The organism is Quadrisphaera sp. INWT6 (assembly GCF_015390235.1).
GTDB lineage: Bacteria > Actinomycetota > Actinomycetes > Actinomycetales > Quadrisphaeraceae > Quadrisphaera.
In genome coordinates, this window is record NZ_VUOH01000002.1 from 975,490 (window position 1) to 1,000,981 (window position 25,492).

At 70.9% G+C, this 25,492-nt stretch carries 20 protein-coding genes, 1 tRNA gene and 1 pseudogene; 10 read left to right on the forward strand and 12 right to left on the reverse strand.

Annotated elements, in window-relative coordinates:
• Positions 1-60: 60 nt before the first annotated feature.
• Positions 61-1,047, reverse strand: coding sequence for a YafY family protein (locus F1641_RS09485; protein ID WP_194904687.1), 987 nt, complete (start codon positions 1,045-1,047; stop codon positions 61-63).
• 104 nt (positions 1,048-1,151) lie between these two features.
• Here F1641_RS09485 and F1641_RS09490 point away from each other — a divergent pair, with 104 nt between their 5' ends.
• A complete protein-coding gene (locus tag F1641_RS09490) occupies positions 1,152-1,706 on the forward strand; it encodes a DUF664 domain-containing protein (RefSeq protein WP_194904689.1) in 555 nt (184 codons plus the stop codon).
• A 75-nt stretch (positions 1,707-1,781) separates the two neighbouring features.
• On the opposite strand, the gene mgrA is transcribed toward F1641_RS09490, so the two are convergent.
• Together mgrA and F1641_RS09500 are read right to left on the reverse strand one after the other, a co-directional pair.
• A complete protein-coding gene (gene mgrA / locus F1641_RS09495) occupies positions 1,782-2,813 on the reverse strand; it encodes an L-glyceraldehyde 3-phosphate reductase (RefSeq protein ID WP_194904690.1) in 1,032 nt (343 codons plus the stop codon).
• Between the two features lie 53 nt (positions 2,814-2,866).
• Positions 2,867-3,781 carry an oxidoreductase gene (locus F1641_RS09500; RefSeq protein ID WP_194904692.1) on the reverse strand — a complete coding sequence of 305 codons (915 nt, stop codon included), beginning with the start codon at positions 3,779-3,781 and terminating at the stop codon, positions 2,867-2,869.
• 22 nt (positions 3,782-3,803) lie between these two features.
• Here F1641_RS09500 and F1641_RS09505 point away from each other — a divergent pair, with 22 nt between their 5' ends.
• From F1641_RS09505 to F1641_RS21275, 3 genes are all read left to right on the forward strand, one after another.
• A complete protein-coding gene (locus tag F1641_RS09505) occupies positions 3,804-4,322 on the forward strand; it encodes an SRPBCC family protein (protein WP_206690805.1) in 519 nt (172 codons plus the stop codon).
• Positions 4,323-4,374: 52 nt separating this feature from the next.
• A tRNA-Lys gene (locus tag F1641_RS09510) sits at positions 4,375-4,447 on the forward strand.
• Positions 4,448-4,517: 70 nt separating this feature from the next.
• A complete protein-coding gene (locus F1641_RS21275) occupies positions 4,518-4,742 on the forward strand; it encodes a hypothetical protein (RefSeq protein ID WP_255514211.1) in 225 nt (74 codons plus the stop codon).
• Here F1641_RS21275 and xerC read toward each other — a convergent pair.
• Together xerC and F1641_RS09525 are read right to left on the reverse strand one after the other, a co-directional pair.
• Positions 4,656-5,567: pseudogene (xerC, locus tag F1641_RS23795) on the reverse strand (tyrosine recombinase XerC); the annotation flags it as partial. The gene F1641_RS21275 and the pseudogene xerC sit on opposite strands and share 87 nt — an antisense overlap.
• 1,733 nt (positions 5,568-7,300) lie before the next feature.
• Positions 7,301-7,714 (reverse strand): ester cyclase, encoded by a 414-nt coding sequence (locus F1641_RS09525; RefSeq protein ID WP_309225517.1) that lies wholly within the window; start codon positions 7,712-7,714, stop codon positions 7,301-7,303.
• Positions 7,715-8,174: 460 nt separating this feature from the next.
• Here F1641_RS09525 and F1641_RS09530 point away from each other — a divergent pair, with 460 nt between their 5' ends.
• Entirely contained in the window at positions 8,175-9,458 is a 1,284-nt protein-coding gene (locus tag F1641_RS09530; protein WP_194904696.1) for a cation:proton antiporter, read from the forward strand.
• A 194-nt stretch (positions 9,459-9,652) separates the two neighbouring features.
• On the opposite strand, the gene F1641_RS09535 is transcribed toward F1641_RS09530, so the two are convergent.
• From F1641_RS09535 to F1641_RS21290, 3 genes are all read right to left on the reverse strand, one after another.
• Entirely contained in the window at positions 9,653-9,889 is a 237-nt protein-coding gene (locus F1641_RS09535) for a hypothetical protein (RefSeq protein ID WP_194904698.1), read from the reverse strand.
• A 651-nt stretch (positions 9,890-10,540) separates the two neighbouring features.
• Complete coding sequence (locus tag F1641_RS21285; RefSeq protein ID WP_309225518.1) at positions 10,541-10,990, reverse strand: methyl-accepting chemotaxis protein; 450 nt, start codon at positions 10,988-10,990, stop codon at positions 10,541-10,543.
• Positions 10,991-11,010: 20 nt separating this feature from the next.
• Positions 11,011-12,060 carry a GAF domain-containing protein gene (locus F1641_RS21290; RefSeq protein ID WP_309225519.1) on the reverse strand — a complete coding sequence of 350 codons (1,050 nt, stop codon included), beginning with the start codon at positions 12,058-12,060 and terminating at the stop codon, positions 11,011-11,013.
• 401 nt (positions 12,061-12,461) lie between these two features.
• On the opposite strand from F1641_RS21290, the gene F1641_RS09545 reads away from it, so the two are divergent.
• The 4 genes from F1641_RS09545 (at position 12,462) to F1641_RS09560 (ending at position 17,144) form a co-directional block, all read left to right on the forward strand.
• Complete coding sequence (locus F1641_RS09545; RefSeq protein ID WP_194904700.1) at positions 12,462-12,737, forward strand: hypothetical protein; 276 nt, start codon at positions 12,462-12,464, stop codon at positions 12,735-12,737.
• Positions 12,738-13,525: 788 nt separating this feature from the next.
• A complete protein-coding gene (locus tag F1641_RS09550; protein ID WP_194904702.1) occupies positions 13,526-14,215 on the forward strand; it encodes a GGDEF domain-containing protein in 690 nt (229 codons plus the stop codon).
• Entirely contained in the window at positions 14,212-15,192 is a 981-nt protein-coding gene (locus F1641_RS09555; protein ID WP_255514213.1) for an alpha/beta fold hydrolase, read from the forward strand. The genes F1641_RS09550 and F1641_RS09555 overlap by 4 nt, the downstream gene beginning before the upstream one ends.
• A gap of 125 nt (positions 15,193-15,317) precedes the next feature.
• On the forward strand, positions 15,318-17,144 hold the full coding sequence (locus F1641_RS09560; RefSeq protein ID WP_194904704.1) for a bifunctional diguanylate cyclase/phosphodiesterase: 1,827 nt from the start codon (positions 15,318-15,320) through the stop codon (positions 17,142-17,144).
• Between the two features lie 559 nt (positions 17,145-17,703).
• Here the strand turns inward: F1641_RS09560 and F1641_RS09565 are convergent.
• Together F1641_RS09565 and F1641_RS23140 are read right to left on the reverse strand one after the other, a co-directional pair.
• Positions 17,704-20,151, reverse strand: a complete 2,448-nt coding sequence (locus F1641_RS09565) for an EAL domain-containing protein (RefSeq protein WP_194904706.1) — start codon at positions 20,149-20,151, stop codon at positions 17,704-17,706.
• A 273-nt stretch (positions 20,152-20,424) separates the two neighbouring features.
• Positions 20,425-21,312, reverse strand: a complete 888-nt coding sequence (locus tag F1641_RS23140; protein WP_194904707.1) for a GGDEF domain-containing protein — start codon at positions 21,310-21,312, stop codon at positions 20,425-20,427.
• Positions 21,313-21,765: 453 nt separating this feature from the next.
• Here F1641_RS23140 and F1641_RS09575 point away from each other — a divergent pair, with 453 nt between their 5' ends.
• Positions 21,766-24,006: a bifunctional diguanylate cyclase/phosphodiesterase gene (locus F1641_RS09575; RefSeq protein ID WP_194904709.1), complete on the forward strand. Its 2,241-nt coding sequence runs from the start codon at positions 21,766-21,768 to the stop codon at positions 24,004-24,006.
• A gap of 273 nt (positions 24,007-24,279) precedes the next feature.
• Here the strand turns inward: F1641_RS09575 and F1641_RS09580 are convergent, their stop codons facing one another.
• Positions 24,280-24,615, reverse strand: a complete 336-nt coding sequence (locus F1641_RS09580; protein WP_194904712.1) for an STAS domain-containing protein — start codon at positions 24,613-24,615, stop codon at positions 24,280-24,282.
• Positions 24,616-24,995: 380 nt separating this feature from the next.
• The gene (locus F1641_RS09585) at positions 24,996-25,484 is read right to left on the reverse strand and encodes a MarR family winged helix-turn-helix transcriptional regulator (protein ID WP_194904714.1); all 489 of its coding nucleotides are present in this window, start codon (positions 25,482-25,484) and stop codon (positions 24,996-24,998) included.
• Between the last annotated feature and the right edge of the window lie 8 nt (positions 25,485-25,492).

Consider the following 25,492-nt stretch of genomic DNA (forward strand, 5'->3'; position numbering starts at 1 on the left):
GCCAGGCGCCCGGTTGCGGTTCCGACCCCCACCGGAACCGCAGCCAGGCGCCCGGCTGCGTCACGGGGGCGAGAGGCGGGAGACCCAGGTCGCGAGGTGCTCCCTCAGGGCCGCCGGCTCCACGTCGCTGACGTCGCACCGGGCCCGGACGAGGGCGAACGCCGCCCAGTCGAGGTCCTCGGTGCTCATGAGGAGCCGGCACCGCTGGGGAGGGGGCCCGCCGTCGTCCTGCGCGGCGAGCGGCTCGACGTGGGCCCAGCCGCCGAGCCGGCTCCGCGCCTCGTCGGCGGAGCAGTGCAGCACTGCGGTGACCGCGTGCAGCGCCGGCGCGGTGCGGATGCTCCGCTCGACGACGGCGGCCGCGTCCGGGCCGGGCAGCTCGCGGGGGCGGAAGCGGCCACCCCGCGCCGCGGCGTCGCGGACGCGGTCGACGCGCAGAGTGCGCCAGTCGCCGCGCCCGAGGTCCCACACCACCACGTACCAGCGCCTGCCGAGGCGCACGAGGCCGTGCGGCTCGACGCTGCGCTCGGTCCGGGCGCCGTCGGCCGCGGTGTAGGCCAGCGCCAGCCGCTCGGCGTCGCGGCAGGCCTGCGCCACGGTCAGCAGCACCGCCGGGTCGGGGCCGGCCGCCGCCGCCCACGGCGCCCGCACGGACGCCGCGCTCAGGGCCTCCACCCGGCGGCGCAGCCGCGGCGGCATCACCTGCACCACCTTGGCGAGGGCCCGCAGCGCCGGCTCGGCCGCGCCGTCAGCGCCGTCGGCCCCCTCGCTCCCGCTGGCCGCGCCCTGGAGGGCGACGGCGAGCGCCACGGCCTCCTCGTCGTCGAGGGCCAGGGGCGGCAGCGAGGCGCCTGCGGCCAGGCGGTAGCCGCCGTCGGGGCCGGACGTCGCGTCGACGGGGTAGCCCAGCTCGCGGAGCCTGTCGACGTCGCGCCGCAGGGTCCGCGGCGAGACGCCGAGGCGGTCGGCCAGCTCTCCGCCGGGCCAGTGGCGGCGCGCCTGCAGGAGCGACAGCAGGCGCAGGGTGCGTGAGCTGGTGTTCGCCACGGTCCTCATCGTGCCGCCGATCGCGGACGAGAAGTGACCGCAACCCCTCCTAACGTGGTGCTCACCAGGGCGGGGACACCGCCCGAGCAGCAGAGGAGACCACCGTGTTCGCTCCCGGCACCCACTCCGAGTCCGAGGCCCTGGCCGGCTTCCTCGACGACCAGCTCGCCGCGCTGCGCACCGCCGCGCACGGCCTCACCGACGCGCAGGCCAAGCAGCGGCCGTGCCGCAGCACCCTGTCGGTGGGAGGGGTCCTCAAGCACGTCACGCACGTGCTGCGGGGGCGCACCCAGCCGCGGGTGGTCGACGCCGACGGGTACGCCGTCTTCGCCGACAGCTTCGTGCTGCGCGACGACGAGTCCCTCGAGGGTGCTCTGGCCGCGTTCGACGAGGTGCGCACCGCCTTCCTGGCCGACGTGCGCGCCACCGACCCCGGCGCTCCGATGACCGAGCCGCCCGCCCCCTGGTACGGCCGCCACGAGCCGACGCCGTCGGTCCAGCGGTACGCGCTGCTGCACCTCGTCGAGGAGCTGGCCCGGCACGCGGGCCACGCCGACGTCATCCGGGAGGAGCTCGACGGCGCTCAGGCCGCGTCGCTGCACCTGGCCGTCGTCGGCGCTCCGGGCAACGACTTCGTGCGCCCCTGGCAGCCCGCCTGACCCACCCCCTCGTGATCATGGGCGTCCGCCACCCCGCGAGGGGGAGCGGACGCCCAGGACCACGGGAGCCGGTGGTCAGTCTCCGGCGTCGCGGGCGCCCGCCCACAGGTCGACGCCCGACTCCACCGCGTGCTCGTCGATGGCGGCGAGCTCGGCGTCGGTGAAGTCGACGCGGGTGGCGGCGGCCACGTTGTCCTCGACCTGCTCCACGGAGCTGGCCCCGATCAGCGCCGTCGTGATGCGCTGGTCGCGGAGCACCCAGGAGAGCGCCATCTGCGCCAGGGTCTGGCCGCGGTCGGCGGCGATGGCGTTGAGCCCGCGGATGCGCGCGAGGTTCTCGTCGGTGAGCGCCGACCTGTCGAGCGAGCCGCCGCGCGAGGCGCGCGACCCCTCGGGCACGCCGTCGAGGTACTTGTCGGTGAGCAGCCCCTGGGCGAGCGTGGTGAAGGGGATGCAGCCGACGCCCTCGCGCTCCAGCACGTCGAGCAGCTCCGGCTCGACCCACCGGTTGAACATCGAGTACGAGGGCTGGTGGATGAGCAGCGGCGTGCCCAGCTCGCGCAGGATGCGCGCGGCCTCCGCGGTGCGCTTGGGCCCGTAGGAGGAGATGCCCACGTAGAGGGCCTTGCCGGCGCGGACGGCGTCGGCGAGCGCCGTCATCGTCTCCTCGAGCGGCGTCTCCGGGTCGGGGCGGTGGTGGTAGTAGATGTCGACGTAGTCGAGGCCCATGCGCTGCAGCGACGCGTCGAGGCTGGCGCGCAGGTACTTGCGGGAGCCGTGGTCGCCGTAGGGGCCGGGCCACATGTCCCACCCGGCCTTGGTGGAGATGACGAGCTCGTCGCGGTACGGCGCGAGGTCGGTGCGCATGAGGTGCCCGAAGTTGACCTCGGCGGCGCCGTAGGGCGGCCCGTAGTTGTTGGCGAGGTCCATGTGCGTCACGCCGAGGTCGAAGGCGCGGCGCACGATGGCGCGCTGCACCTCCAGCGGCCGGTCCTCGCCGAAGTTCTGCCAGAACCCCAGGCTGACCAGCGGCAGCTCCAGCCCGCTGCGCCCGGTGCGGCGGTAGGTCATCGACTCGTAACGGTCATCAGCAGCGATGTACGTCATGCGTTCCATCGTTGCAGGACCGCTCGCGGCGGCTGCGCGGCCACCCTCGCGCCTCAGCGGGCGGTGTGCTCCGCGAGGACGTCGACGCCGGTGAGGGCCGCGCTCGCGCGCCACAGGTCGGCGGCCAGACCGAGGTCGCTGGCCAGCTGGGTGCGCCCCACCAGGCGCGGGGCCCCGCGCACCTCGCCCGGGCCCGACGGACCGGTGAAGCTGCCGCCCGGCAGGTCGGCCGTGGCCGCCAGCAGCGTCGGCTGCGCACCCGCCGCGGCGCTTTGCGCGAAGACCCGGTTGCCCACGCCGGTGAGCCGGTCGGCCAGGGCGTTGCCCGAGCGCCCCTGGAGGTTGGTGGCGGCCCAGCCGGGGTGCGCCGCGAGCACCCGCACCGGCGAGGAGGCGGCGTGCAGGCGCCGCTGCAGCTCGAGCACGAACAGGAGGTTGGCCAGCTTGCTCTGCGCGTAGGCCGCGGCGGCTGAGTAGCGGCGCCGCTCCCAGTCCAGGTCGTCCAGGTCGATGCGGCCCGCCTTGTGCACCAGCGAGCTGAGGACGACGACGCGGTCGCCCACGTGCTCGAGCAGCCGGCCGACGAGGGCGTGGTGCCCGAGGTGGTTGGTGCCGAGCTGCGACTCGAAGCCGTCGGCCGTACGGCCCAGCGGCACCATCATGATCCCGGCGTTGGCGACCAGGACGTCGATGCCGCGGCGGTCTGCCGGGCGCTCGGACCACCGCTGCGCGAAGGCCTCGACGCTGGCCAGGTCGGACAGGTCGAGGCGCTGCACCTCGCTGCTGCCGGGCAGACCGGCGGCGACGCGCTCGCCCTTGGCGGTGTCGCGGACGGCGAGGACCACGTGCGCGCCCCGCGCCGCGAGGACCCTCGACGTCTCGAGCCCCAGCCCGCTCGTCGCTCCGGTGACGACCACCGTGCGGCCGCTCTGGTCGGGGATCTGGGCGGTCGTCCACGGGGTGGCCATGGGGTGACGCTAGGCGTGTCGGGTGCTGACCGCTGACCACGGGGCGTTCGCGGCGCTACGTTCCGGCGTGGCTAGTGAGAAGACCTACACCGTCGAGCGCCGGACCGTCGTCGCCGCCCCGCCGGAGCGGATCCGCGCAGAGATCGACGACCTGCGCCGCTGGCAGGGCTGGTCGCCCTGGGAGGGACTCGACGCCGACCTCCAGCGCACCTACACCGGGCCACCGTCCGGCCCTGGCGCCGCCTACGCCTGGAGCGGCAACAAGAAGGCCGGGCGCGGGCGCATGGAGGTGCGCTCGTCGACGCCGGAAGCCGTGGCCATCGACATCGTCTTCGAGAAGCCGTTCCCCTCCACCAGCACCTCGACGTTCTCGCTGCTGCCGTCCGGAGGCTCGACGGAGCTGGTGTGGAGCATGGTCGGGCCGCGGCCGCTGGTCCTGCGGCTGCTCGGACCGGTCATCAGCATGGACAAGATCGTCGGCAAGGACTTCGAGCGCGGGCTCGCGCAGCTCAAGGCGCGAGCCGAGGCTGCCCCGGCCTGAGCGCGGTCCGGGACGGGCCGAGGTGCCCGACCGTGGGACGATCGGCGGGCCAGGGCCTCTAGCTCAACTGGCAGAGCAGCGGACTTTTAATCCGCGGGTTGTGGGTTCGAGCCCCACGGGGCCCACCGTTTGACCAGTACTTTCACGCCCTCGCGGCCGCCGCGAGCCCCCGGGGACGGGCGATGTGGTCACACGATGGTCACGATCTTGGTCACGGCGGCGCGGGACCAGCGCCGCTGCGCGCTCGGCGGCGTCACGGCCGACGCCCGGCAGCAGGTGGCTGTACGTGTCGGACGTGAGGGTGATCGAGGAGTGCCCGAGCCGCTTGGAGACCACGGCGATCGGGACGCCAGCGGCAAGCATCAGCGAGGCCTGGCCGTGGCGAAGGTCATGCAGGCGGACCCGGCGGAGGCCGGCTGACGCGGTCAGCTCCGCGAAGCGCGTCGTGACGTGGTTGGGCAGCACCGGCGTGCCGTCCTCCCGGGCGAAGACGAGCCCGTGGTCGTTGTAGGCGTCGGCCCACAGCGCCTTCTCGGCGTCCTGGCGCAGACGGTGCTCAAGCAGCACGTCGAGCGTGGCGGAGTCGAGGTCCACCAGGCGGTGGTCGCCACTGGCGGTCTTGGGAGGGCCGAAGGCGATGCCTCGGTGCCCCTGGGCGCAGGAGGGACAGGGGTGCTGCCGCCCGTCCTCGACCTGCAGCACTTGCTGGCGGACCGTGATGACGCCACGCGGGATGTCGAGGTCGGTCCACCGCAGCCCGAGCGCCTCACCGCGGCGCAGGCCCGTCGCTGCCATGACGTCGAAGAGCGCCCCTAGCCGGTCTGCGGCGACATGGTCGAGGAAGGCCCCGAGCTCAGCTGGGTCCCACGGCACGACGCGGGGCCGGGTGACCTTGGGCAGCTCGAGGTCAGTAGCAGCGTTGAAGGCGACCAGCCGCCTGCGCTTGGCGCTGGCCAGGGCTGAGCGCAGGGTGGCGCGCACCCGCTGCACGGTGGCCGGCCCGGCCGGCGGGCGCCTGGAGTCGGTCGACCGCATCACCAGGGCCAGGGCCTCTTCGACGTGGACGTGCCTCAGGTCACCGAGCCGAAGGTGCCCGATGGTCGGGACGAGGTGGGTCCGGACGTGCTGCCGGTAGGAGCGCAGGGTGGTGGGGCGCAAGCCGCTGGCTTCCTTCACGTCGAGCCAGCGCAGGAGGTAGGCCTCGACCGTCAGACCGGTGTCGTGGGTGGCAGTCCCCCCGGCCACCCCGTCGACAAGAGCGGCGAGCGCGGTCTCGGCCTCTCGACGCGTCGCGAAGCCGCCTCGCTTGACTTGGCGCCGCAGCTGCCAGCGACCGCCCGAACCCGCCCCGGGGCCAAGGTCAGCGACGAAGCACCAGGAGCCGTGGTCGATGCGACACGACTTCTTACGACCCCGAGCATCTGATTCTTAAGGGCACGCACACCGCTTGAAAACAGACCCCTTCACGCCGACCCTCCTCCGCGCTTTGCACTACACGCCCATGCCCTCTGACCAGCGACGACCTACCTTGACGAAGTCACCGCGGATTTGCAAGGTGTTCTCGTGACACTTTCACGAAACGCCTCCCCGACTTCCTTGTCCCTGTCGTTCCACTTCGCCTCTCCTCGCCTCAGGAGTGTCCTTCTCGTCTCACTGAGTCCGGCCTCGTCCGGCTGCGTCCGCCTGGTCCGGCCGTGAGCCGACACGTCGCGCGCCTGCCGCGGCCGCACGATGCCGGCCGCCGGGGCCGCTTCACGGGTCTCGTGCTGCCCCGCCCTAGGCCTGAGCGCTTCGCGATGGTTCCCGAGCAGCTGCTCGAGGCCGATCTGCCCGCCACCGCCGTGCGGCTCTACGGGCTGCTGCTGCGGTGCCCGGTGGTCGACGGCGCTCACGTGCAGTCCCGGGCACGCCTGGCAGAGCGTCTTCACCGCTCCCTCGACACGGTCGACCGGGCGGTCGCCGCCCTGGCTGACGCAGGCTGGATCCAGGTCGCTCACCGCTTCTCTGACGGACAGCAGATCGCCAACGCCTACGTCGTCATGCCGACGCCCACGGGTGGCCCCGATGAGGTTGCCGCACCAGGGGCCTCCATCACGGCCGCGCCTTCGGCGCCTGTGGACAACGCTGCGGCGACTGCGGGGGTCTACGCACCTGTGGACGTTGGGCAAGGCAGTAACGACGGAAGCGCTCCGCTCAGGGGTAGCCGCACATCTGCGGCCCGGGGGGCCGCACTGATGCGGCACGGAAGAGAGTCCTTGACCCGAAGAACCTCCTCCCCCTCCCCTCCTCACCACCTGCACCGCGACGTTGGCGACTCCTCGGCGGCGGTACAGCGGCTCGAGCAGCCGGCGCAGCTACGGCTATCGATGGACCCCACAGACGCCCGCCTGACACAGCGCCTTGTTCGCCGACAGGCGTGGGAGGAGCTGGCAGCCAGTGGGTTGCCGGTGTCCCGTGCGGCGGTCACTCGCCGCGCTTGCGAGTTACTCGGCGCCCGCGTCGCACCACCGTGAGTTCCAACGACCCTTGTCGCCGCGGCTGCTCACGCGACCGGAAAGGCGGGAGCAAGATATGCATCTGGTACCCAGATGCGACGGCGCTGCAGCGCCAGAGTCCGCTCGCTACGCAGCGGGCCCCGGCGGGGGCGATGGTGACCGTGCGCGGTCGCCATCACGAGAGCCTCCGAAGCTTTCGCGGTCATGGGTCGGGTCGTCCACTTAGAGGTCTTCATAGGAATGCGTCGGAATTGATGCCTCTCGCCCGCCGCCCAGATGGCGATCCGAGAAGGAGACGGCTCGCGGCCCACGTCGTCGAGGACCGGTGGGCGCCTCTAGGCGCCCGGTCGACGGTCCCCAACCGGGCGGCGAGGCCGGTGGTGGCGGCCGCTGCTACCCCTCGCACCACGGGTCAGACGCGGGACCGTCGGCCTGCCACTTCTGAGGCCGGGGTGACTCTCGATCCCCTCACGCCTGTGAGGCTCACATGGATGCTGGACGGCTTCGCAGCGCGTCGCGAACGACGGGGAAGAGGTCTCCCCAGCAGTTGACGATCTTGCCGTCGGTGACGCGGTAGACAACCAGCTCCTGGACCTCGATCCGCCGTCCGGTCGGCGCGACACCGCTGAAGAGACCGGTGTGCGTGCCCCGACCGGTCAGGCGGACCGCGATGGTGTCGCCCTGGACGATGCGGTCCTGCACGTCCCAGCGGTAGTCGGGGAAGGCCTTGCACACCTCCTTGACACCTGCGGTATAGGCGGCCAGCCCGTCCACGGGCCCGGAGCCGCTGACGTCCTCGGAGATGAACTCGCCGAGGTCGTCGACGCGGTGCTCGTTGCACCGGGACAGGTAGCGCGCGTACAGGTCGACGACGGCGTCCTCGTGGGGGGAGGTCACCCGACGATGGTGCACCGGAGGGCGTCGGCCGGCGAGGTGTTCTGAGAGGACAGGTCCTTGCGGGGCCAGGGCTGCTGATGGCCCTTAAGTCGTCAGGCCCCCTGAGTCGTCGTTCGAAAGCCGACAGGGGGTGAGGTGTCGCGGGGCCGCCGCAGGGCTGCCTGTTGCTCGTGATCCTGCTGCGGCGACCGGTCGACGATCGTCTGCAAAGCAGCCCGGAGAGCAATTCCGATTGACACTCACCGGCACAGCACCCACTCGATGCCAGAGTCACGATGTCGTGCTTGTGATCGCCTGACTCCAGTCGCCGCGCAGGTAACTGTCGACCGCGCGCGAGAGAACCGGGGCGCCTACGGTCAGCAGGCTCCCAAGGGCTGAAGAAGCACCGGCCGGTTGGGCCGCACCCTTGCAAAGGCGCACCAGTGACTCCTCTCCCCCGCATGGCCTCGGCCGGTCAGCGGTGACCGCCTTCGTCGTCTTCCTGCTCGCCGGAGCCAGCGCCCTGCTGGCAGCAGTGCTGCCCCGCGTCCTCCGAGGCCGGGCCTTCAGCCTGCCGATGGCCTTCCTGGGCCTGGGCGTGCTCATCGGGTTCCTGCCCGGCCTGCCGAGCGTCGACCCGCTCGAGCACGAGGCGGTCACCGAGCACCTCACCGAGGTCGTCGTGATCATCTCTCTGATGGGCGCGGGCCTGGCCATCGACAGGCCCGTGGGGTGGCAGCGCTGGCGCACCACCTGGCGGCTCCTGGCGGTGGCGATGCCGCTGACGATCGTCCTGGTCGCCCTCACCGGCAGCATCCTGGGCGGGCTGCCGCTGGCCGCGGCCGTCCTGCTGGGCTCGGCGCTGGCGCCCACCGACCCGGTGCTCGCCGGGGACGTCCAGGTCGCCGAGCCGAGCGAGGACACCGACGAGGACGAGGTCAGGTTCGCCCTCACCAGCGAAGCCGGTTTGAACGACGGCGCCGCCTTCCCCGGCGTGTACCTCGCCATCGCCCTGGCCGCCCACGGCGGCCTCTTGGGCGGCTGGCTGTGGGGCTGGGCTCTGGGTGACCTGGTGATACGCCTGGCTGTCGGGGTCGCGGTGGGGTTCGGCACCGGGTGGGTGCTGGGTCGGGTCTTCTTCCACTCCCGCGTCGAGGCGCTGCGCCTGTCCCAGCAGGTGGAGGGGTTCACGGCCCTGGCCGTGACGTTCTTGGCCTACGGCGCGGCACAGCTGTTGCACGGCTACGGCTTCGTGGCGGTGTTCGTGGCCGCCGTCACCCTGCGCGCAGCTGAGCGCTCCCACGGGGCGCACCAGGTGGCGCACAGCTTCGTGGAGCAGACCGAGCGGATGCTCACCGCCTGGGTGCTGCTGCTCCTGGGGGCCGCGATGAGCGACGGCTTGCTGGGCGGCTTGACCTGGCAGCTGGCGCTGGTGGCGGTGCTGCTCGTCGTCGTGGTCCGGCCCGTGGTGGGGATGGTCTCAACGGTCCGCACCGACGGCGGGTGGCGCGAGCGCGCGGTGATCGCCTTCTTCGGCGTGCGCGGCATCGGTTCGCTGTACTACCTGGCGTACGCCCTCTCCCATGGTGACTTCCCGGATGAGTCGCTGTGGGCGGTGGTGGCTCTGGCGGTGGCCTCGTCGGTGGTGGTGCACGGGGTGCTGGCCACGCCGGTGGTCGGGTGGCTGGATCGCCGTCGCAGCGAGCACGCCCACCGCGTGCACGGTCGGGAGCAGGGAGACCCCGCCGTGGATGTTCACCTGTGACGCACCTGCTGCAGGGGCGCCTGCGCTGATGTGCGGGACCGGGTCCGGGTGTGGATCGCCAGCCGAGACCAGGGCGTCACCTCCCGGGACAGGTGAGGCGGTACCGCCTGCTGTGACCACACCCCGGGTGCGGGGTGAGCGGCGAGGGTGAGGGGTCACCGACGGCACCGTGGCGTCGTCGGTGACCTGGCGTCCTACAGGCCGAGCTTGCCCTTGAGGCCGCCGAGCCCACCGGCTGCCCCCCCGCCGTTACCTGCACCGCCGGAGACCATGCCGATCAGATCGGTGGGGTTGACACCGAACTTGCTGAGCAGGCCAGCGTCCTTGTCGGTGTCGACCTGGTCGGGGAGCTCCTGGCCGGCTTGGTCGGCCTGCGGACCGCCGATCTTCGACATGATGAACTGGATGACGAGGTCCTTGGGGATCTGCATGGTCGCTCCCGAGTTCGTGGGTGGGCTGCTCTAGCCCTGTACCCGGCAGCTGGACGTTGACGCGGCGACTCGCGGGATGGGCTGTCCCGGGTAGCCATCGGCGAGTGACACACCATCGCGGCTGACGCACTGGCTCGTCCGCGAGAGTCCCGTTGTGGGTCTTCTGATGCGACCGGCCGCCGAGTGGCTCGACGCTGCAGCATCATGGAAGCCCGAGTAGCGGCCTACTCCTGACCCATCAGCTGTTGACGGTGGGCGGGCAACATCACCGCATCTCGGAGGCATCCGAGCGCGACCACCGCTGTTCCGAGGGTGGCGTGGGCCACTGCCATCGGCATGCCGGCAGAGCAGTGCGCCCCCTTGTTGCGGACTGCCCCACCAGAAGCACCGCCCAAGAACGGCTGCGCTGCGGTGCAGAGCCTCACCACGGTGCACCGGTGCGCTCAGGGTCGGAGCTCGCCCAAACGGTCTCGCCGCCACTAGTGCGAGCTCCAACACCCCCGAGGCGCCCATTGAGCGGTCGGTTGTGAGACGAGTAGCCCTCCACGACACGTGCCCGACAGTCGCCCGTTGCGGCCTGCTCCCTACATGCCCTTCGCGGTCGGCACCAGCAGCTGCCGTCGCCGACCGAGGCACCTCTCAGACGCCGAGCTACGTCAGGACCGACCTCGTCGTGGCCACCTGCTGGGTCAGCACCCCAGCGATGATGGTCTGCGTAGTGTTGATCTCATCAACCACCCCGGTGATCGAGACCAGCCGCTCGACCACCGCAGCCACCTGGGCCTGGATGTCCCGCACCCGCTCATCAACCTCCGTGGTGGCCCGTGCGGTGCCCGCGGCGAGCTCCTTGACCTCGTTCGCCACGACCGCGAAGCCCTTGCCGGCCTCTCCTGCCCGAGCAGCCTCGATGGCGGCGTTCAGCGCCAGCAGGTTGGTCTGCGCGGCGATCGCCGAGATGGTGGAGACCACCTTGGAGATCTCCTCGCTCGACGTGCCCAGACCAGCGACCTCTGCGTTGGCCTGCTCGGTCAGCGCGTGGCCACGCCCAGCCACCGCTGAGGCCGCCTGCACGTTGCGCTCGACCTCAGCGATGGACGTCACCAGCTCGCTGCCAGCCGCCGTCAGACGCTCCTGCGCGGAGATGCGCGCCAGCGCCTGCCCAGCAGGAAGGCGGTGTTGGTCAGTGCGCTGCGGCGGCTGTCGGACATGGTCAGGGTCCGCGTGGCGAAGAAGTCCACCGTCCCGACCACCTGCTCGTCCACGACGATCGGCAGGCACACCCCCGACCTCACCCCGGCGCGCTGGGCGGCCGGAGCGCGCACGCAGTCGGTGACCTGGGACAGGTCCTCCACGAACACCAGGCCCCGACTCGCCCAGGCTCGACCCGCGACCCCGACCCCGCGAGCGAAGGTGGCACTGGCGGTCACGCGGCGGAACTCCTCCCCCGCTGAGCCGACCTCCTGGTCGAAGCGCAGCACCGGCTCGGAAGACCCGGTGGTGTCCAAGGCCCAGAAGGAGCCGTAGTCCCAGTCGAACTCAGCGCGCACGACCCCCAGGGCAGCCCGCACCGCTGCGCCGGCGTCCTGGGCGCCGGCGAGCTGTCGCAGCACGGTGTTGACCGCTTCGACGTCCTGGGCCGCCCGTCGCTGGCGGTGCTGCTCACGGGTGCGCTCCAGTGCCTGGGAGACCAGCACGCCCACCGAGCGCAGCGCGCCCAGTCGCCCGGCGCAGGGCGTCAGCGTGGAGGTGGTGAAGAAGTCCATGGTGGCGACCACCTGGCCGTCTTCGAAGATGGGGAAGCAGATGCCGCTCTTGACTCCCGCGCGCTGCGCGGCCGGGGCGCGCACGCAGTCGGTGACCTCGCCGATGTCGGGGACGAAGACCAGGTCGCGAGAGGCCCACGCCCGCCCGGACAGCCCCACCCCCTGGCGGAAGGAGGCTGCCAGAGTCACGCGGCGGAACTCCTCACCGGCATCCCCGGTCTCCTGGGCGAAGTGCAGCGCAGCCGACGGCCCGCTGCCTTCGATGCGCCAGTAGGAGCCGTAGGCCCACCCGAAGTGGGAGCGGACCGCCTCCAGGGCGGCGTCAATGGCGGTCTCGGGGTCGCTGGCACTGGAGAGGGCTTGGACGACGGCGACCACGGCGCGCAGGTCGGCTTCGGCCTCGGCCACCGTCCTGGTGGGTGTGGGAGCGGGGCGGCGGGAGGCTCTGGTGAACACGGTGACCTTTCGGTGGTGCGATGCGCACAGGTGCAGCGCAGTACCAGTTGCATCGACAGCACCGCAATGAACTCAAGGGCGAAGGCGCACGCATGTACGCCCGCACCGGCGGTGTCACAACGAGTCAGCTGCTACCACCAGCCGCGGTGGGCCAGACGCTGTTGGCACACACGACGTCGCTCGAGCCGCGTCTGCCGCGCTCGAGCCGGGAGGCTGCCTGCTCCAGGCACTGGAGAGGTTGCTCGCCGATAGGAACCGGTGGCCGTCGAACACACCGTCGGCGGGTGATAGGCCACGAACAGCGCTCGGCGTGTCGTGCTGCGTGGCGCCAGATGGGTTGCCGATGGAGCACCATGGCCACGCGCGCTCTCCTGTTCACCTCCGACATCCGCTGCCTGGCCACAGGCTTGGTGGCCTTGGCCTCCGGCGCGCTGGCGTTCCTGCTGCTGGCTGCACTCGCCCTGGTGGCACCCGCCGTGAGCGGGACCTGGCTGATGCTGCCGTGCTTGGTGATGGTGGTGGGCCTGGCTGCGGCGGGTGCATGGCTGGTCTTCGGAGAGGGTGCACGGCGCTTCGACCCGGTACCGGTCACCGCCGAGCAGTGGCCCTGGAGCCCTACCGAGCGCTGAGCGAAGCTCCGCGCCAGCAAGCCTTGCAGGTACGACTCCTACATGGCCGTCTTGTGCCGGTGATGTCGACCTGAGGAGGCCTCTGGCGATGAGCGGCACCGACAGCACCTCACACATCGGGCTGGCAGAGGAGCCGGGTAAACCAGGTGCCGCCAGGTGGCGCGTCGGTGAGCCATGGGGCCATCACGCCAGCGGCGCTCAACCCTCTTGAGAAGATGCCGATGGCAACGTATGCACCTTGATGAGCCGTCTCACCCACCGCTTGGTGCTGACCCGACCCAAGGCCGACTGCTGCGGCCCGTCTCCCGAGCCCGGGATTTGTGGAACGCCTTGATCCTGCGCGTGGGACTAGCCGCAGCGGCTGGCCTCGGGCTGCTGCTGAGCACGGGGCTGATCGTGGTTGTCACCGCGCCCCTGCAGGCTCCCGGCCACCATGGTTGGCACGCGGTGGGCGCTGTCACGACAGCCATGACGGCCGTCATCGTCGTGGCCGCCCTCGTCCCCTGGCGACGTCTTCCGGCGATCGCCCCCTTGGCTTTTCCCGCCGCCACGCTCCTCGGCGTGTGCAGCCTCAGCGTCTACGGAGACGGCCTGGGTGCCGCCTACGTGGGCGTCTACGTCCTGGCCTTCGTCTACGTCGGGCTCTACACCCCCCCGCGCACGTGCTGGTGGCTCCTGCCGCCTGCGCTGCTCCTTTACGGCCCCACTGCCGGGGGTGGAACAGAGACATCGCCGTGCGCCTGGTCGTGGTCGCCCTGGTGTGGGTGCTGGTCGCTGAGGTGCTCGCGGTGCTGACCGCACGCCAGCGCTCAGCCCTGTGCTCCCTGAACGCCGCGGCCCGCACCGACGCCCTGACGCAGCTGGACAACCGACGTGCGCTGCACGACCACCTCACGTCCGTCGCCGCGGGCACGGTCGTCGTGGTCTGCGATCTGGACCACTTCAAAGTCGTCAACGACACCCGAGGTCACCTCTACGGCGATCAGGTCCTGGCCGACTTCGCCGCGGTGCTGAGCGAGGCACTGCGCCCCGACGACCACGCTGCCCGCTACGGCGGCGAGGAGTTCGTGCTCCTGCTGCACGCTGACGAGCGCGCGGTGCCGGCGGTGCTGGCGCGGCTGCGCCAGCGCTGGGGGCTGGCCTACCCAGCCATCACGTTCTCCAGTGGGTGGGCCATCCACACCGAGTCTCGCCAGGCCCACACCACGGTCGGCGCCGCGGACCGAGCCCTGTACGAGGCGAAGACCTCCGGGCGCAACCGCGACATCCGGGAAGCCGACACCGCACGCGTCAGCCACCCACCTCACTCAGCCGCACAGGCGTCGGCTCCGCCGGGGGGGCCCTTGCACCCGAACCGCGCAGACCGGACGACCCCGTCTGTCATGACCACCGGCCGCACGCCAACGCCTACCGCCGGTGCCATCACCGCTGCAGGGCATCACCGCCCTACCCCCGTGTTGGAGGACATCAGCTCATGACCGCTCTCGACTTCCCCAGCCCGATGGACGCTGCGGGTGAGCTGATGCACCCGGCCCCACCCGTGATCCCGCACGACTCTTTGGGCGCTGGTGGTCCCGCGGCTCCTGCGCAGGTCCTGGCTCGTCACCACGTCACCGAGCACGGCGACCCCAACGGCCCGGTGCTCCTGCTCGCGCACGGCTTCGGCGCCGGGCAAGGCGCCTGGGGACGCCTGCTGCCCCACTTCCCCCGCCACCGCATCATCACCTTCGACCACGCCGGCTCGGGGGCCACAGACATCGCTGACTTCGACCATGACCGTCACGGCTCCCTGACCGGGTACGCCGAAGACGTCCTTGCCATCTGCGCAGCCCTCGACCTGCATCAGGTCACCTACGTCGGGCACTCGGTGAGCTCCATGATCGGTGTCCTGGCGGCCGCTGCAGAACCCGACCGCTTCGCCTCCCTGGTGCTGGTCGCCCCCTCGGCGCGCTACATCGATGACCCGGGGTCCGGCTACATCGGCGGGTTCTCCTACGAGGACATCACCGAACTGCTGACCTCCCTGGACAGCAACTACTACGCGTGGTCCTCAGCGATGGCACCGGTGGTCATGGGCACCCCGGATACCCCCGAGCTGGGCGCTGAGCTCACCAAGAGTTTTCTAGGCACTCACCCCGATGCAGCACGCACCTTCGCCCGCGCCATCTTCCTGTCCGACACCCGCGCCGTCCTGCCCCGCATCGCCGCGCCGGTGCTGGTGCTGCAGTGCCGTCATGACGCCCTGGCACCAGAGGCCGTCGGTCAGAGCGTCGCAACGGCACTACCCGCAGGTGAGCTGGTGCACCTGACGGCCACCGGGCACTGCCCGCACGTCAGCGCCCCCGCCGAGACCGCCGCCGCCATCCACCACCACCTGCTCACCCGGCCTGAGCGGCCAGGCATCACCGAGCTGACGCCACCGACCACGCAGCTGCCTGCCCCTCGGCAGGCCTGAGCGTGGTCCACCCACCAGCCAGTACAGCCTCCAGCACCGTTGCTCCACCCCCGGCGGGGCAGTCCGCCCGCCCAGACGCTGCTGCTGGTCTCACGCAGACAACCGGAACCGGGCCATCCACCGCCGTGGAGTGGTGGCAGAACTCACCGTGCCCACAGCTGGTCCTGGACGCCGACGCCGCGACCGTCGAGAGAGCCAACGACACCTTCTGGGCCTGGAGCGGGCTGCGCGAGGAGGACATCCTCGGCACGTCCTTCGCGCGCCTGCTGCCCGTGGGTGACCGCATCCTGTGGAGCACCCACTGCTTACCCAAGCTCGAGAGCAGCGGGCGGGTCAGCGAGGTTTCTCTGCAGGTCATCGGGGCTGGCGGTGTGCGCCGAGCGGCCTTCCTGACCGCATCGCGCCTCCCCGCAGCAGCGCCCCCTCCAGTCCCTGGCCTCGTTGAGACTGTCGACGGTGATGAAGCGCACCCCGAGGCCGGCCAGGTCCTGGTGGCACTGTTCGGTGCCGCTGAGCGACGCCGCTATGAAGAGGACCTGCTGGAGACCACGAGGCGCGCTGAGGCCTCTGAAGCGCGGCGCGCCCAGGCTGAGGCGGGTCTGCAGCACCTGGCCCACCACGACCCGGTCACCGGGCTGCTCAACCGCCGCGGCCTCCAGGTAGCGCTGCTGGGCCTGCTGACCGGTAACGCCACAGCCGGGGCGACCGGCCACCACCCCGACACCGACGAGGTTGTCACCTCGCTGGGGTGCCCGGTGGTGTTCTTCATCGATCTGGACGGCTTCAAGGCCGTCAACGATGCCATTGGCCACGCCGGCGGGGACACGCTGCTGAACACCGTCGCCGAGCGCCTGCGCACCAGCGTCCGCGCGCAGGCGCTCCTTGCGCGCTTCGCTGGGGATGAGTTCGTCATCGCCGACCACCTCGCCACCCGCGACGACATCGACGCGCTTTGTCAGCGGCTGCTCGCCGCGCTGGCTGAGCCGGTGGTGATCGCTGGGGTAGAGGTGGTCGTTTCGGCGAGCATCGGTGTCGCACGCTGCGCCGATGACCCCACCGGCCGGCTCGGTGAGACAGCCACCCGCGCTGAATCGCTCCTCCACCGCGCTGATGCGGCGATGTACCAGGTCAAGCACGGGAGCCGGGCCGGTGGTGCTGGTGGCTGGGCGGTCCACGACCCCGGTGCCCCTGACCCTGCTGCCGACCGGCTGAGGCTGCTGGAGCAGCTGCGCCACGCCGTCACCAACGGCCAGCTGCGCCTGCACTACCAGCCCCGGATCGACTTGTCCGACGGGTCAACCAGCGGCGTAGAGGCCCTGGTGCGCTGGGCCCACCCCGAGCGGGGCCTGCTCTCCCCGGCCCACTTCATCGAGGCCGCTGAGAGCTCCGGTCTGATCCGTGAGCTGGGGGCATGGGTCATCGACGCCGCGGTGGCTCAGACCGCGGCGTGGAACGCAGCAGGCCGCCGTCTACAAGTGGGAGTCAACGTCTCCGCTCGCCAGCTCAGCGACCCCGCCCTCGTGGGGGTGGTCACCGCAGCGCTGGCGCGTCACGGTGTCCCCGCCAGCCAGCTGGTCATCGAGATCACCGAAACGGCGCTCATGGTTGACCCCGAAGCAGCTGCGGCGAACCTGCAGCAGCTAACCGACCTGGGCACGTTGGTCGCGGTGGACGACTTCGGCACCGGGTACGCCAGCTTGACCTATCTGCGGCGCTTCCCGGTGCACGAGTTGAAGATCGACCAGTCCTTCGTCGCGGGCGTCGTCGTGAGCCCAAGGGACCGGGCGATCGTGGCCGGGTGCATCCAGCTGGCCCACGCCCTGGGCTTGGTGTCGGTCGCCGAAGGGGTAGAGACCAGTGCTCAGCGGGACGTACTGATCGATCTGGGGTGCCAGGTGGTTCAGGGCTACTTCTACGGGCGACCGCAGTCCCCGGACTCACTGCAGCCCTGATGAGCCGGTACTAGAGGCCTGATGAGCCCGCACTTGAGGCGCAGACACTCGCCCTAGATCGCGATCCCCGAGTGACATGGCCGACCTCGCCGCGACTGTCGCTGCCAACGCCCCTCCTGGCACGCGATGAGCGGTCATCGTGACGGGCATACCGGAAGCCGGTCCCCTTGCGCAACGCCATATCCGTCCAGCTGCGGAGGCGCGCGGCGCCCTACCCACGACGGCGCCGCCTTGAAGGCGGCGCCGGGACATCGCCGCGCCGGTGTTGTGCGGTGATGTCCCGGCGCGGGTCGGCGGTGCACTAGGCCGCCGGTGCGGCGCGAGTGACCACGTCGCAGGGCAGCGGGCGCACGGTCACTGCACTGGAGGCGTTCCCGGTCATGCTGTCATCCACGTCAAAGCCGAGGAACGTTCGCCGCAGTTGCGCCGGCGTCGACCTCTTGCACAGATCACGCGGTCTTCGCCCAGTCCATACGTCTTCCTCGACGCCGAGCCCCGCGTCCACTCGACAGTCCGGGCCATGGGTCCCCCGTCGGGTGGACTTTCCGCTTGCCTGGGCTCAGGTGGTCACCACCTGCGTCGCCTCGGCGCCGCGCTTGTTGGCGAACATGCGCTGGTCAGCTCCATGCATCAGCGCGATGACGCTGTCCCCGTCCACCGGGTGCACCGCGATACCAGCACTGACCTGTACCGATACGCATGAGCCGCCGGCAGCTGCACTCAACTGCACGGGTCGAGACATCTCGACTCGCAGCCCCTCGACGATCGACCTGGCCTGTGAGGCGGCATCTGCTGCTGCCAAGCCGGTCAACGCCACGATGAACTCATCCCCACCCAACCGGCACACCAGGTCACTCCGCCGCAGTCGCCGCCGCAGACGCTCGGCGACCGCCACCAACAACTCATCACCGGCAGCATGACCGTGGGTGTCGTTGACCGCCTTGAACCCGTCCAGGTCGCACACCACCACCGCCAAAGCCTCCCCAGCTGCGCGGGCACTCCACAGCGCAGTCTCGGCGTGCTCCTCGAAGCGACGCCGGTTGGCCAGCCCCGTCAACGAGTCGGTGTAGGCCAGCTGCTCGATGCGGGCCAGGTACACCGCTGAGCGGTCCCGCTCGATGAGCAGCTCCCGCTCGGCACGGACTCGGTCGCTGACGTCGGTCTGGATGCCGATGTACTGCACCAGCACCCCACTCTCGTCGTGCACGGGGGCCAAGTGGATCTCGTTCCACCACGGCGTGCGCCCCGGACCGCGGTGGTTGAGCAGCACCCCGGTCCACTCCCGCCCGGTCTTGATCGCACTTCGGATCGCGTCCACGGTGCGAGCGTCCGTGTCTGGGCCCTGCAGGAAGCGGCAGTTGCGACCCAGCACCTGCTCCGGAGTCAGGCCGCTGAGGCGGTAGAAGGCGGGGTTGACGTAGATCAGGGGCTGGTCGGGGCGTCGGACGTCGGCGATGGTGACACCACTGGTACTGGCAGCTAGTGCCCGGTGCAGCAGCTCCTCTCGGGCGCTGCCGGGGGCAGCGGCCGTGGCAAGCAGGTCACGGACCTCATCAGCCAGCTCGCCAGCTCCACGGCCTGGGACGGTGACCATCAGACCGGTGCCTGCCAAGCTGGCTGCCGCGCTGGTGGTCGGTGCCTCGACGGCCTCAGCAGTGCGGTCACTGGCTTGGCCGTCGGCGGCGCTGACGCGCGCCAGCAGCGCTCGACCGGCAGCAGCCACGGTGGCGCGCTCGTAGGTCAGCGCGTACTCGAAGCGGCGCTGAGCATCAGGGCCCTCATCACCGAGGTCGCGAGCCAGCAGCGCAGCGCTGAAGTGGGGCGCCAGGACCACCACGTCCCACTCCCCGCGCACCGGGTCATCAGGGGCCAAGGTGGTCCCCCGCAGCCCGGGAAGCGGCTCAGCAGACAGGTCTTCTCCTAGCGCGCAGACGAACGCGGTGCGCTCGACCAGGTCGCGGTAGCGCCCGGTGGTGGCGGGGGTGAAGTGGCGTGCTTCCTGGAAGGTCGCGGCGACCAGGCAGGTGTTGCCCAGGCGCAGGGCCTCGCGCTCGAGCTGCTTGCTGAGCTCGATGAGCAGCTTCTTGGGCGCCTGGCGCAACGTCGTGCCAGCAGGCAGCAGGGAGAAGGGACTGACCTCGGCAGCCGGGCGCGGCACCTGCTGACGCTCCATCGGCGCTCCGGCGGATGTCAGGGCTACCGGAAGGGCCACAGGAAGCGCCACTGGGCGCGACGCTGGGAGGTGGAGCTGGCCGGTGGCCCGACCGGCAGCCGGGCCGGCCTTGGGGCGACCGAAGTGCCAGCCCTGCCCCAGGCTCGCCCCCAGGGCCAGAGCCAGCTGCAGGTGACGCTCATCTTCGATGCCCTCGGCCAGAACGACAGCGCCGCTGTCCTCGGCGTAGGCGTTGACAGCGTTCATCACCTGGGCCACGTCGGGCCCGGGCGCGTCTTGCACAAGGCGCAGGTCGAGCTTGACGACGTCGGGACGCAGCAGCGGCATGAACGCCAGTGACATCGGGTCTGCGCCGACATCGTCCAGGGCGATCGCCCAGCCGGCGGCGCGGACCTTGTCCACGGTCGCGAGCAACTCCGCGGGGCGGTGGGCCAGGGCGCGCTCGGTGAGCTCGACGACCACCCGCAGCCGGTCAGGCACGGAGGCGGCGATGCTCAGCAGCTCATCCAGGGGGGCGCTGTGCAGGACCTCCGGTTCGACGTTGACGAACAGGGTCAGGGGCTCGACCAGGCCGTGCTCGATGGCGCCGTGGAAGGCCGCGGTGCGGCAAGCGCTGTCCAGGGCGGCCAGCAGACCATGGGCCCGGGCTGTGGAGAAGAGGGCGTCGGGGGTGTGCAGCGAAGAGCCCAGTGGCCCGCGAGCCAGGGCCTCGTAGGCGACCACCGCGCCGGTGGCCAGGTCGATGATGGGCTGGAAGACGCTGTGCACACCTCCGGCGCGCAGGGTGGAGGCGAGCTCCTCGCGGGGGCGGACCAAGTCGCTGGTGAGGTCCATGGCGGGCTCCTGTGGTCAGCAGACGCGCCGAGGGGGCTGGGGCGTCACGGGGTGGGTCGCTGGATGGGCGACCCCTGCATGCGTCGACAGGCATGCATCACTTCTGAAGCGGTTTCCAACGGTTGGGCTAGCCCGTGGTGGATTAGAAGCCGACCCACCCGGGCAGGCATCGTCCGCGTAGCAGCGCAATCGATGACTGGCTGCGAGACGCTGCCAGTCGTACGGCGCGGCCGAGTGCGTACGGGCCTGATGGCCGCTTGGAGCGACCCGCCGTCATGCCATCGCGCTGGCGTGCTGGTCACGGCCACCGCGCTTGGCCCGGTACAGAGCAGCATCAGCTGCTGCGTACAACTCACGAAGACCCATCGCGTGCCGTGGCACCTGCGCCACCCCGACGCTGACCGTGATCACCAGCGAAGTGCCGTCCGGGAGCACCAGGGGACGATCGCGTACTGCCTGGACGAGGTCGCCGGCGCGAGCGGCAGCGACCTGCGCCGAGCAACCCGGCAGCAGCACCGCCAGCTCATCTCCGCCCATGCGGCTGATCACCGCGTCATGATCGCGCACGCAGGAGGCCAACACCCGTGCCAGGTGGCGTAGGGCGTCATCGCCCACGGGGTGGCCGTGGCTGTCGTTGATGGTCTTGAAGTTGTCGACGTCGACCAGGACCAGCGCGGTACCAGCCGCAGAGGCCGCCGAGCTCAAGGAGGCCGCCAGGGCGTCGTCCAGAACACGGCGGGTCACCAGCCCAGTGAGGGTGTCCACTGCGGCCAGACGGGCCAGTTCGGCCTTGTCCGCCTCCTGGACGTCGAGCAAGCGCACCAGCACCAGGGACACCACGGCCAGGGTGGTGCCGACGAAGACGACGTCGGTCAGCGCCGCCGACAGCGGCAGGAACCGAGTGGTGAGCACGAGGTCACCGGCGACTGCGGTGGCCACGGCAAGAGCTGCACCGCCGGCGCGCAGCTGGGTGGCAGCGGCGATGACGGGCAGGGCGAGGAACACCTGCACCGAGGCGGAGACGTCACCGGTGTGCCAGGCCTGCGCGCAGATCAGCACGGTGCCCAGCGCTGGCGCTGCGGTGATCACCCCGGCGCGGTCCAGGCGGTCAGCGTCGCCACACCAGCACCAGGCGGCGAGCGCCGCCGCGGCCGCGGCCACCGCCCAGCTGGGGCCACGCTGGATCAGGGTGGGAGTGGCGGGGTCGATGAAGGAGTACAGGAGGAGCACAGCAGCGCCAGCAGCGAGGACCGCGGCGGCGGTGCGGGCGGCGGGGCGGGGGTGGCGAGCGCGCAGAGTCGTGGGCAGAGGCACCTGGGTGGCATCGTCAGATCAGCTCGCTGCGAGGAGTGAGGAAGGAGTCGGTCACCCGAAGAGATGATCGAAACTCGGGTGGACGGCCGTGAGTACGCCGAGCTGTAGCGACAGATCAGCAGGACCACGCGAGTGACATCAGCGCTCGAGGCGACCGCACTGCTGGATCGCCGCAGCGTAGCGGCCGATGCACCCCGTGTAGGTGCTGCCGCGTTCCAGACCGGGCCGGGTGCCGCCGCTAGTCCCTCACTGGGACTGAGGAGAGGGGACCTGGTGCCAGTCGCTGTAGTCGTTGCCGCCGTGCTCGGGCTCACCGCGTCCACGGCGGCCCTGCGCCGGGCCCGCAGAGTCCGGACGGAACGCCCCCTGTGGCGGCGCCTAGCGCTCGCCGCAGCAGTCATCGCGCTGGGCGCCATCGCCTGGGATCTGCTCCGAGAGGCCGGCGCACCGGTTCCGTGGACGGCTGTGGTCGTGGTGGGCCCGTGGGTGGTGGCCTTCCTGGCGCTGTACGGCGCGCTGGTCCGCTGGAACCGCTACCCCACGGCGCTGGCCGATCCGCACGACACCTTGAACGGCTTGAGCAGTGTGCTGGTGGCCACGGCCCTGGCAGACAGCCTGTTGCGGCTCCTGTGGTCACCCGCGGCCGATGCGACGTGGTGGGAGCTGCCTGCCCGGGTGTTCCCCTTGGCGGTGCTGACGGTGTGCCTGGGGACAGCGGCTTCGCTGCCCGCCTTGGCGGGGCTTGCCCGCGACCGCCGGTTCTGGGTGCTGAGCGCAGCCCTGAGCGGGCTCTTGGCCGCCGCCGCAGCATGGCTGACGCAACTGGACGAGCCCACCGCCGGACTTCCTGTATGGGTTCAGGTGTGCGCGGCGGGTGGTGCGGTGCTCCTGGTGGCTGCTGCCATGGACCGCCATGAGGCCACTACCCCGTTTCCGACCAGGGCGAGCGACTCCACCCAGGGCGCCTTCGGGGTGCTGGTGGTCTCCCTGGCCACGCTGGTGCTGACCCACCTCAGCGGGGGTACGGGCGCGGCCACGGCGATGGCGGTGGCCGCCGGAGTAGGTTCGGGTCTGCGTCTGCGCAACAACGTGGCAGACCTCGCCCACTTGGCGCAGGTGCGCCAGCAGGCTCTCACTGATGACCTGACGGGCTTGGCGAACCGGCGAGCGCTGCTGGGTGCGCTGTCCGAGCAGCTCGCCGCAGGACGTCACCTCCTGCTGGCGCTGTTGGACCTGGACAGGTTCAAGGAGGTCAACGACGGCTTGGGCCACATGGCCGGTGACGCTTTGATCACTGCCGTCGCCGAACGTTTGCGGAGCCAGCTGCCCCCAGGTCATCTCCTTGCCCGGCTGGGTGGGGATGAGTTCGCGGTCGTCCGGACAGCGGCGAGCGATGGCGCTGCCCCTGCGCCTTCCGCACTCGATGCGGCGCAGCTGGGCGAGCTCATCGTCAGGGCCGTGGCAGCGCCCTTCAGCATCGGTCCCGCCGACATCCACGTCACGTGCAGCATCGGGGTCGTGCTCACCGACTTCGAAGCACTGTGCGAGGACGGCAGCCTCGACCGGCGCAGACAGGATGACGGCGTCGACGGTGACCGGTACGCCACGGAACTACTGCGCCGGGCTGACGCGGCGATGTACCAGGCCAAGCGGACCAGGACCGAGGTGGCGGTCTACGACCGCGCGACTCACCTGGAGTCCTCCGGTGAGCTGATGCTGGTCGAGCAGCTGCGCCACGCGCTCGTAGCTGGGGAGCTGGTGCTGCACTACCAACCTCAGGTCGCGGCCGCTTCGGGGGTCGTGAGTGGAGTGGAGGCGCTGGTGCGTTGGCACCACCCCTCCCGCGGCCTGCTGCCGCCCGGTGCGTTCCTGGCCTCAGCAGAGGCCCACGGGCTGATGGGGCCGCTGTCCGAGGTGGTCCTCGGCCTGGCGGTGGAACAGCTCGCGGCGTTTCGTTCTGAGGGCACCGACGTGAGGATGTCGGTGAACCTGTCGGCGTCCAACCTGTTGGACACCGCTCTGCCGCAGCGGGTGGCGGCTCTGCTGCACGCCAGCGGTGTCCCCAGCGCCGCCTTGGTCCTCGAGGTGACCGAGAGCGTGCTCATCAGCGACCCCGAACGCAGCCTCGCGGTCTTGAGCGACCTGGCCGACCTCGGTGTGGGCCTGAGCATCGATGACTACGGAACGGGCTACTCCTCCTTGGCGTACCTGCAGCGGCTCCCGGTGCACGAGCTCAAGCTCGATCAGTCCTTCACCGTGGAGCTGCTGAGCAACCCCAGGGCTGGTGCGGTGGTCGCCAGTGCGGTGGCTCTTGCCCATGCCCTTGGTTTGCGGGTAGTCGCCGAAGGCGTCGAAGACGAGGCAACGCACAGGCAGCTCGTCGAGATGGGATGTGACGAGCTGCAGGGGTACCTCCACTCTCCAGCCCTACCGGCTGACGAGCTCACGCGGTGGGTGGCAGCACGAACGATCCACGGCCGGCTGACCGAGCTCTCGGCTGCAGGTACCTCGTCGACGACCTCGTCCAGCCTCGGGTACTGAGATCCTGCCGAGCACGACTGGGTCCCGCGCGGAGCATGAGGTCGCCCACGGCAAACCGAAGCGGCTTCAGCAGGCGGTCCTGGAGCGCATCAAGCCGTTCTCGGGGTGACCGCCCGGATCATGGGCGGGCCAGTAGGGGCGGGTGGTTGTGAGGCTGGCCCGCGGGCAGTCTGGACCGGGTGATGAAAACGCTGGAGGACGGCCGATCGCTGTTCCGGCGTCTTGTCGAACTTGGGAGGGACGAGCGGGACAGACTGTGTCCAGGGGCGATGCCTAGGCGACGGCTGCCTCTGCCCGCACGTCCCAGGCCCGCATCAACCCCATCAGGGTGAAGGTGCGTACCACCGAGGGTGCACGCACGAGCACCTTGGTGGTGCGCTGCTCGGCCTGCGCGGCCTTCACCACCTTGACCAAGGCGCCCACTCCTGCGGAGTCGATGAAGGTCACCGCTCGCAGATCCAGTACCAGCACTTGCCGGTCGGTGGAAGACAGCGCCTCGCGGCCAGCAGCTAGAACACGCGCGATATTGGACAGATCGATCTCACCGGCGATGTGCACGGTGACCTCGGCGTCATCGTGCTCGCTGTTGATACTCAGGTCTTCGTCCAACTCAGCCCCTTCACGCCGCCCCTGGTCAACGCTCGTCGCTCGAGAGAAGGTAGCGGGTTCCGGGGGTAGCGGCAGTATCTGCAGCTGAAGACCACCGTTGGCTCACCGCCCGCAACGGGACCACTGACCCGTCAGCGTCTCGCCGTGCACCCCATGACCGAACGCCGCTGTACTCAGCGCCTCCGTCGACGACGCGAGCCACCCAGCCGTCGGACGGGAGGAGGTGAGCAAGTCCTTGCCGTCGCCGTACTGGAGACAGGCCAGCTCAGCTGGAGCTCGGGCGAGAGAGGGGACGCGGAAGGTAGCTGCCCAGGGCGCGGCTGTCCCGTGGCTGTCCCGTGAGGGGCTGACGGGCGCGCCTGGTTGGGCGGCGCGTCGGGCTACGCCTGGCGCCAGTCCCAGGCCGACTCATCGGTCAGCCTGCCGCGGCTGGCGCCGGCGACCTTCAGCAGCAGCCGGTTCAGCTCCGAGCCCTCCGCGGGACTCAGGCCCGCGTCGGTCAGGTCATTGCTGCCCTCAGCGGTGCGCCAGGCCCCGGCCAGCACGCGGCGGCCTTCCTCGGTGATCGCCACCGGGTTGCGCCGCCCTCGCACGCGCTCACCGGTGCGCGCCACCAGACCCCGCCGCTCCAGGCCGTCGAGCATGGCCGCGATGCTTTGCGGCCGCAGCAGCACCGTGCGCGCCAGGTCCGCCTGGGACAGCGCCCCGTTGATGTCCAGCTGGGCGAGCACCCCGAAGTGCACCGGATGCAGACCCTGGCCGGCGAGGCGCTCACCGAGCCGCTGGCCCAGGAAGCGGGCCACGCGCACCACGTTCCAGGTCACCACCTGGTCCAGGTCCGCCTCGGTCACCACGTGCTGCTCGTTCACTGAGGCAT

Coding starts and splice junctions, on each gene's coding strand:
- mgrA (WP_194904690.1), bottom strand. CDS start 2,813: ATGACGTACATCGCTGCTGATGACCGTTACGAGTCGATGACCTACCGC.
- F1641_RS09500 (WP_194904692.1), bottom strand. CDS start 3,781: ATGGCCACCCCGTGGACGACCGCCCAGATCCCCGACCAGAGCGGCCGC.
- F1641_RS21275 (WP_255514211.1), top strand. CDS start 4,518: ATGGTCACGATCTTGGTCACGGCGGCGCGGGACCAGCGCCGCTGCGCG.
- F1641_RS09535 (WP_194904698.1), bottom strand. CDS start 9,889: ATGCAGATCCCCAAGGACCTCGTCATCCAGTTCATCATGTCGAAGATC.
- F1641_RS09545 (WP_194904700.1), top strand. CDS start 12,462: ATGGCCACGCGCGCTCTCCTGTTCACCTCCGACATCCGCTGCCTGGCC.
- F1641_RS09555 (WP_255514213.1), top strand. CDS start 14,212: ATGACCGCTCTCGACTTCCCCAGCCCGATGGACGCTGCGGGTGAGCTG.
- F1641_RS09565 (WP_194904706.1), bottom strand. CDS start 20,151: ATGGACCTCACCAGCGACTTGGTCCGCCCCCGCGAGGAGCTCGCCTCC.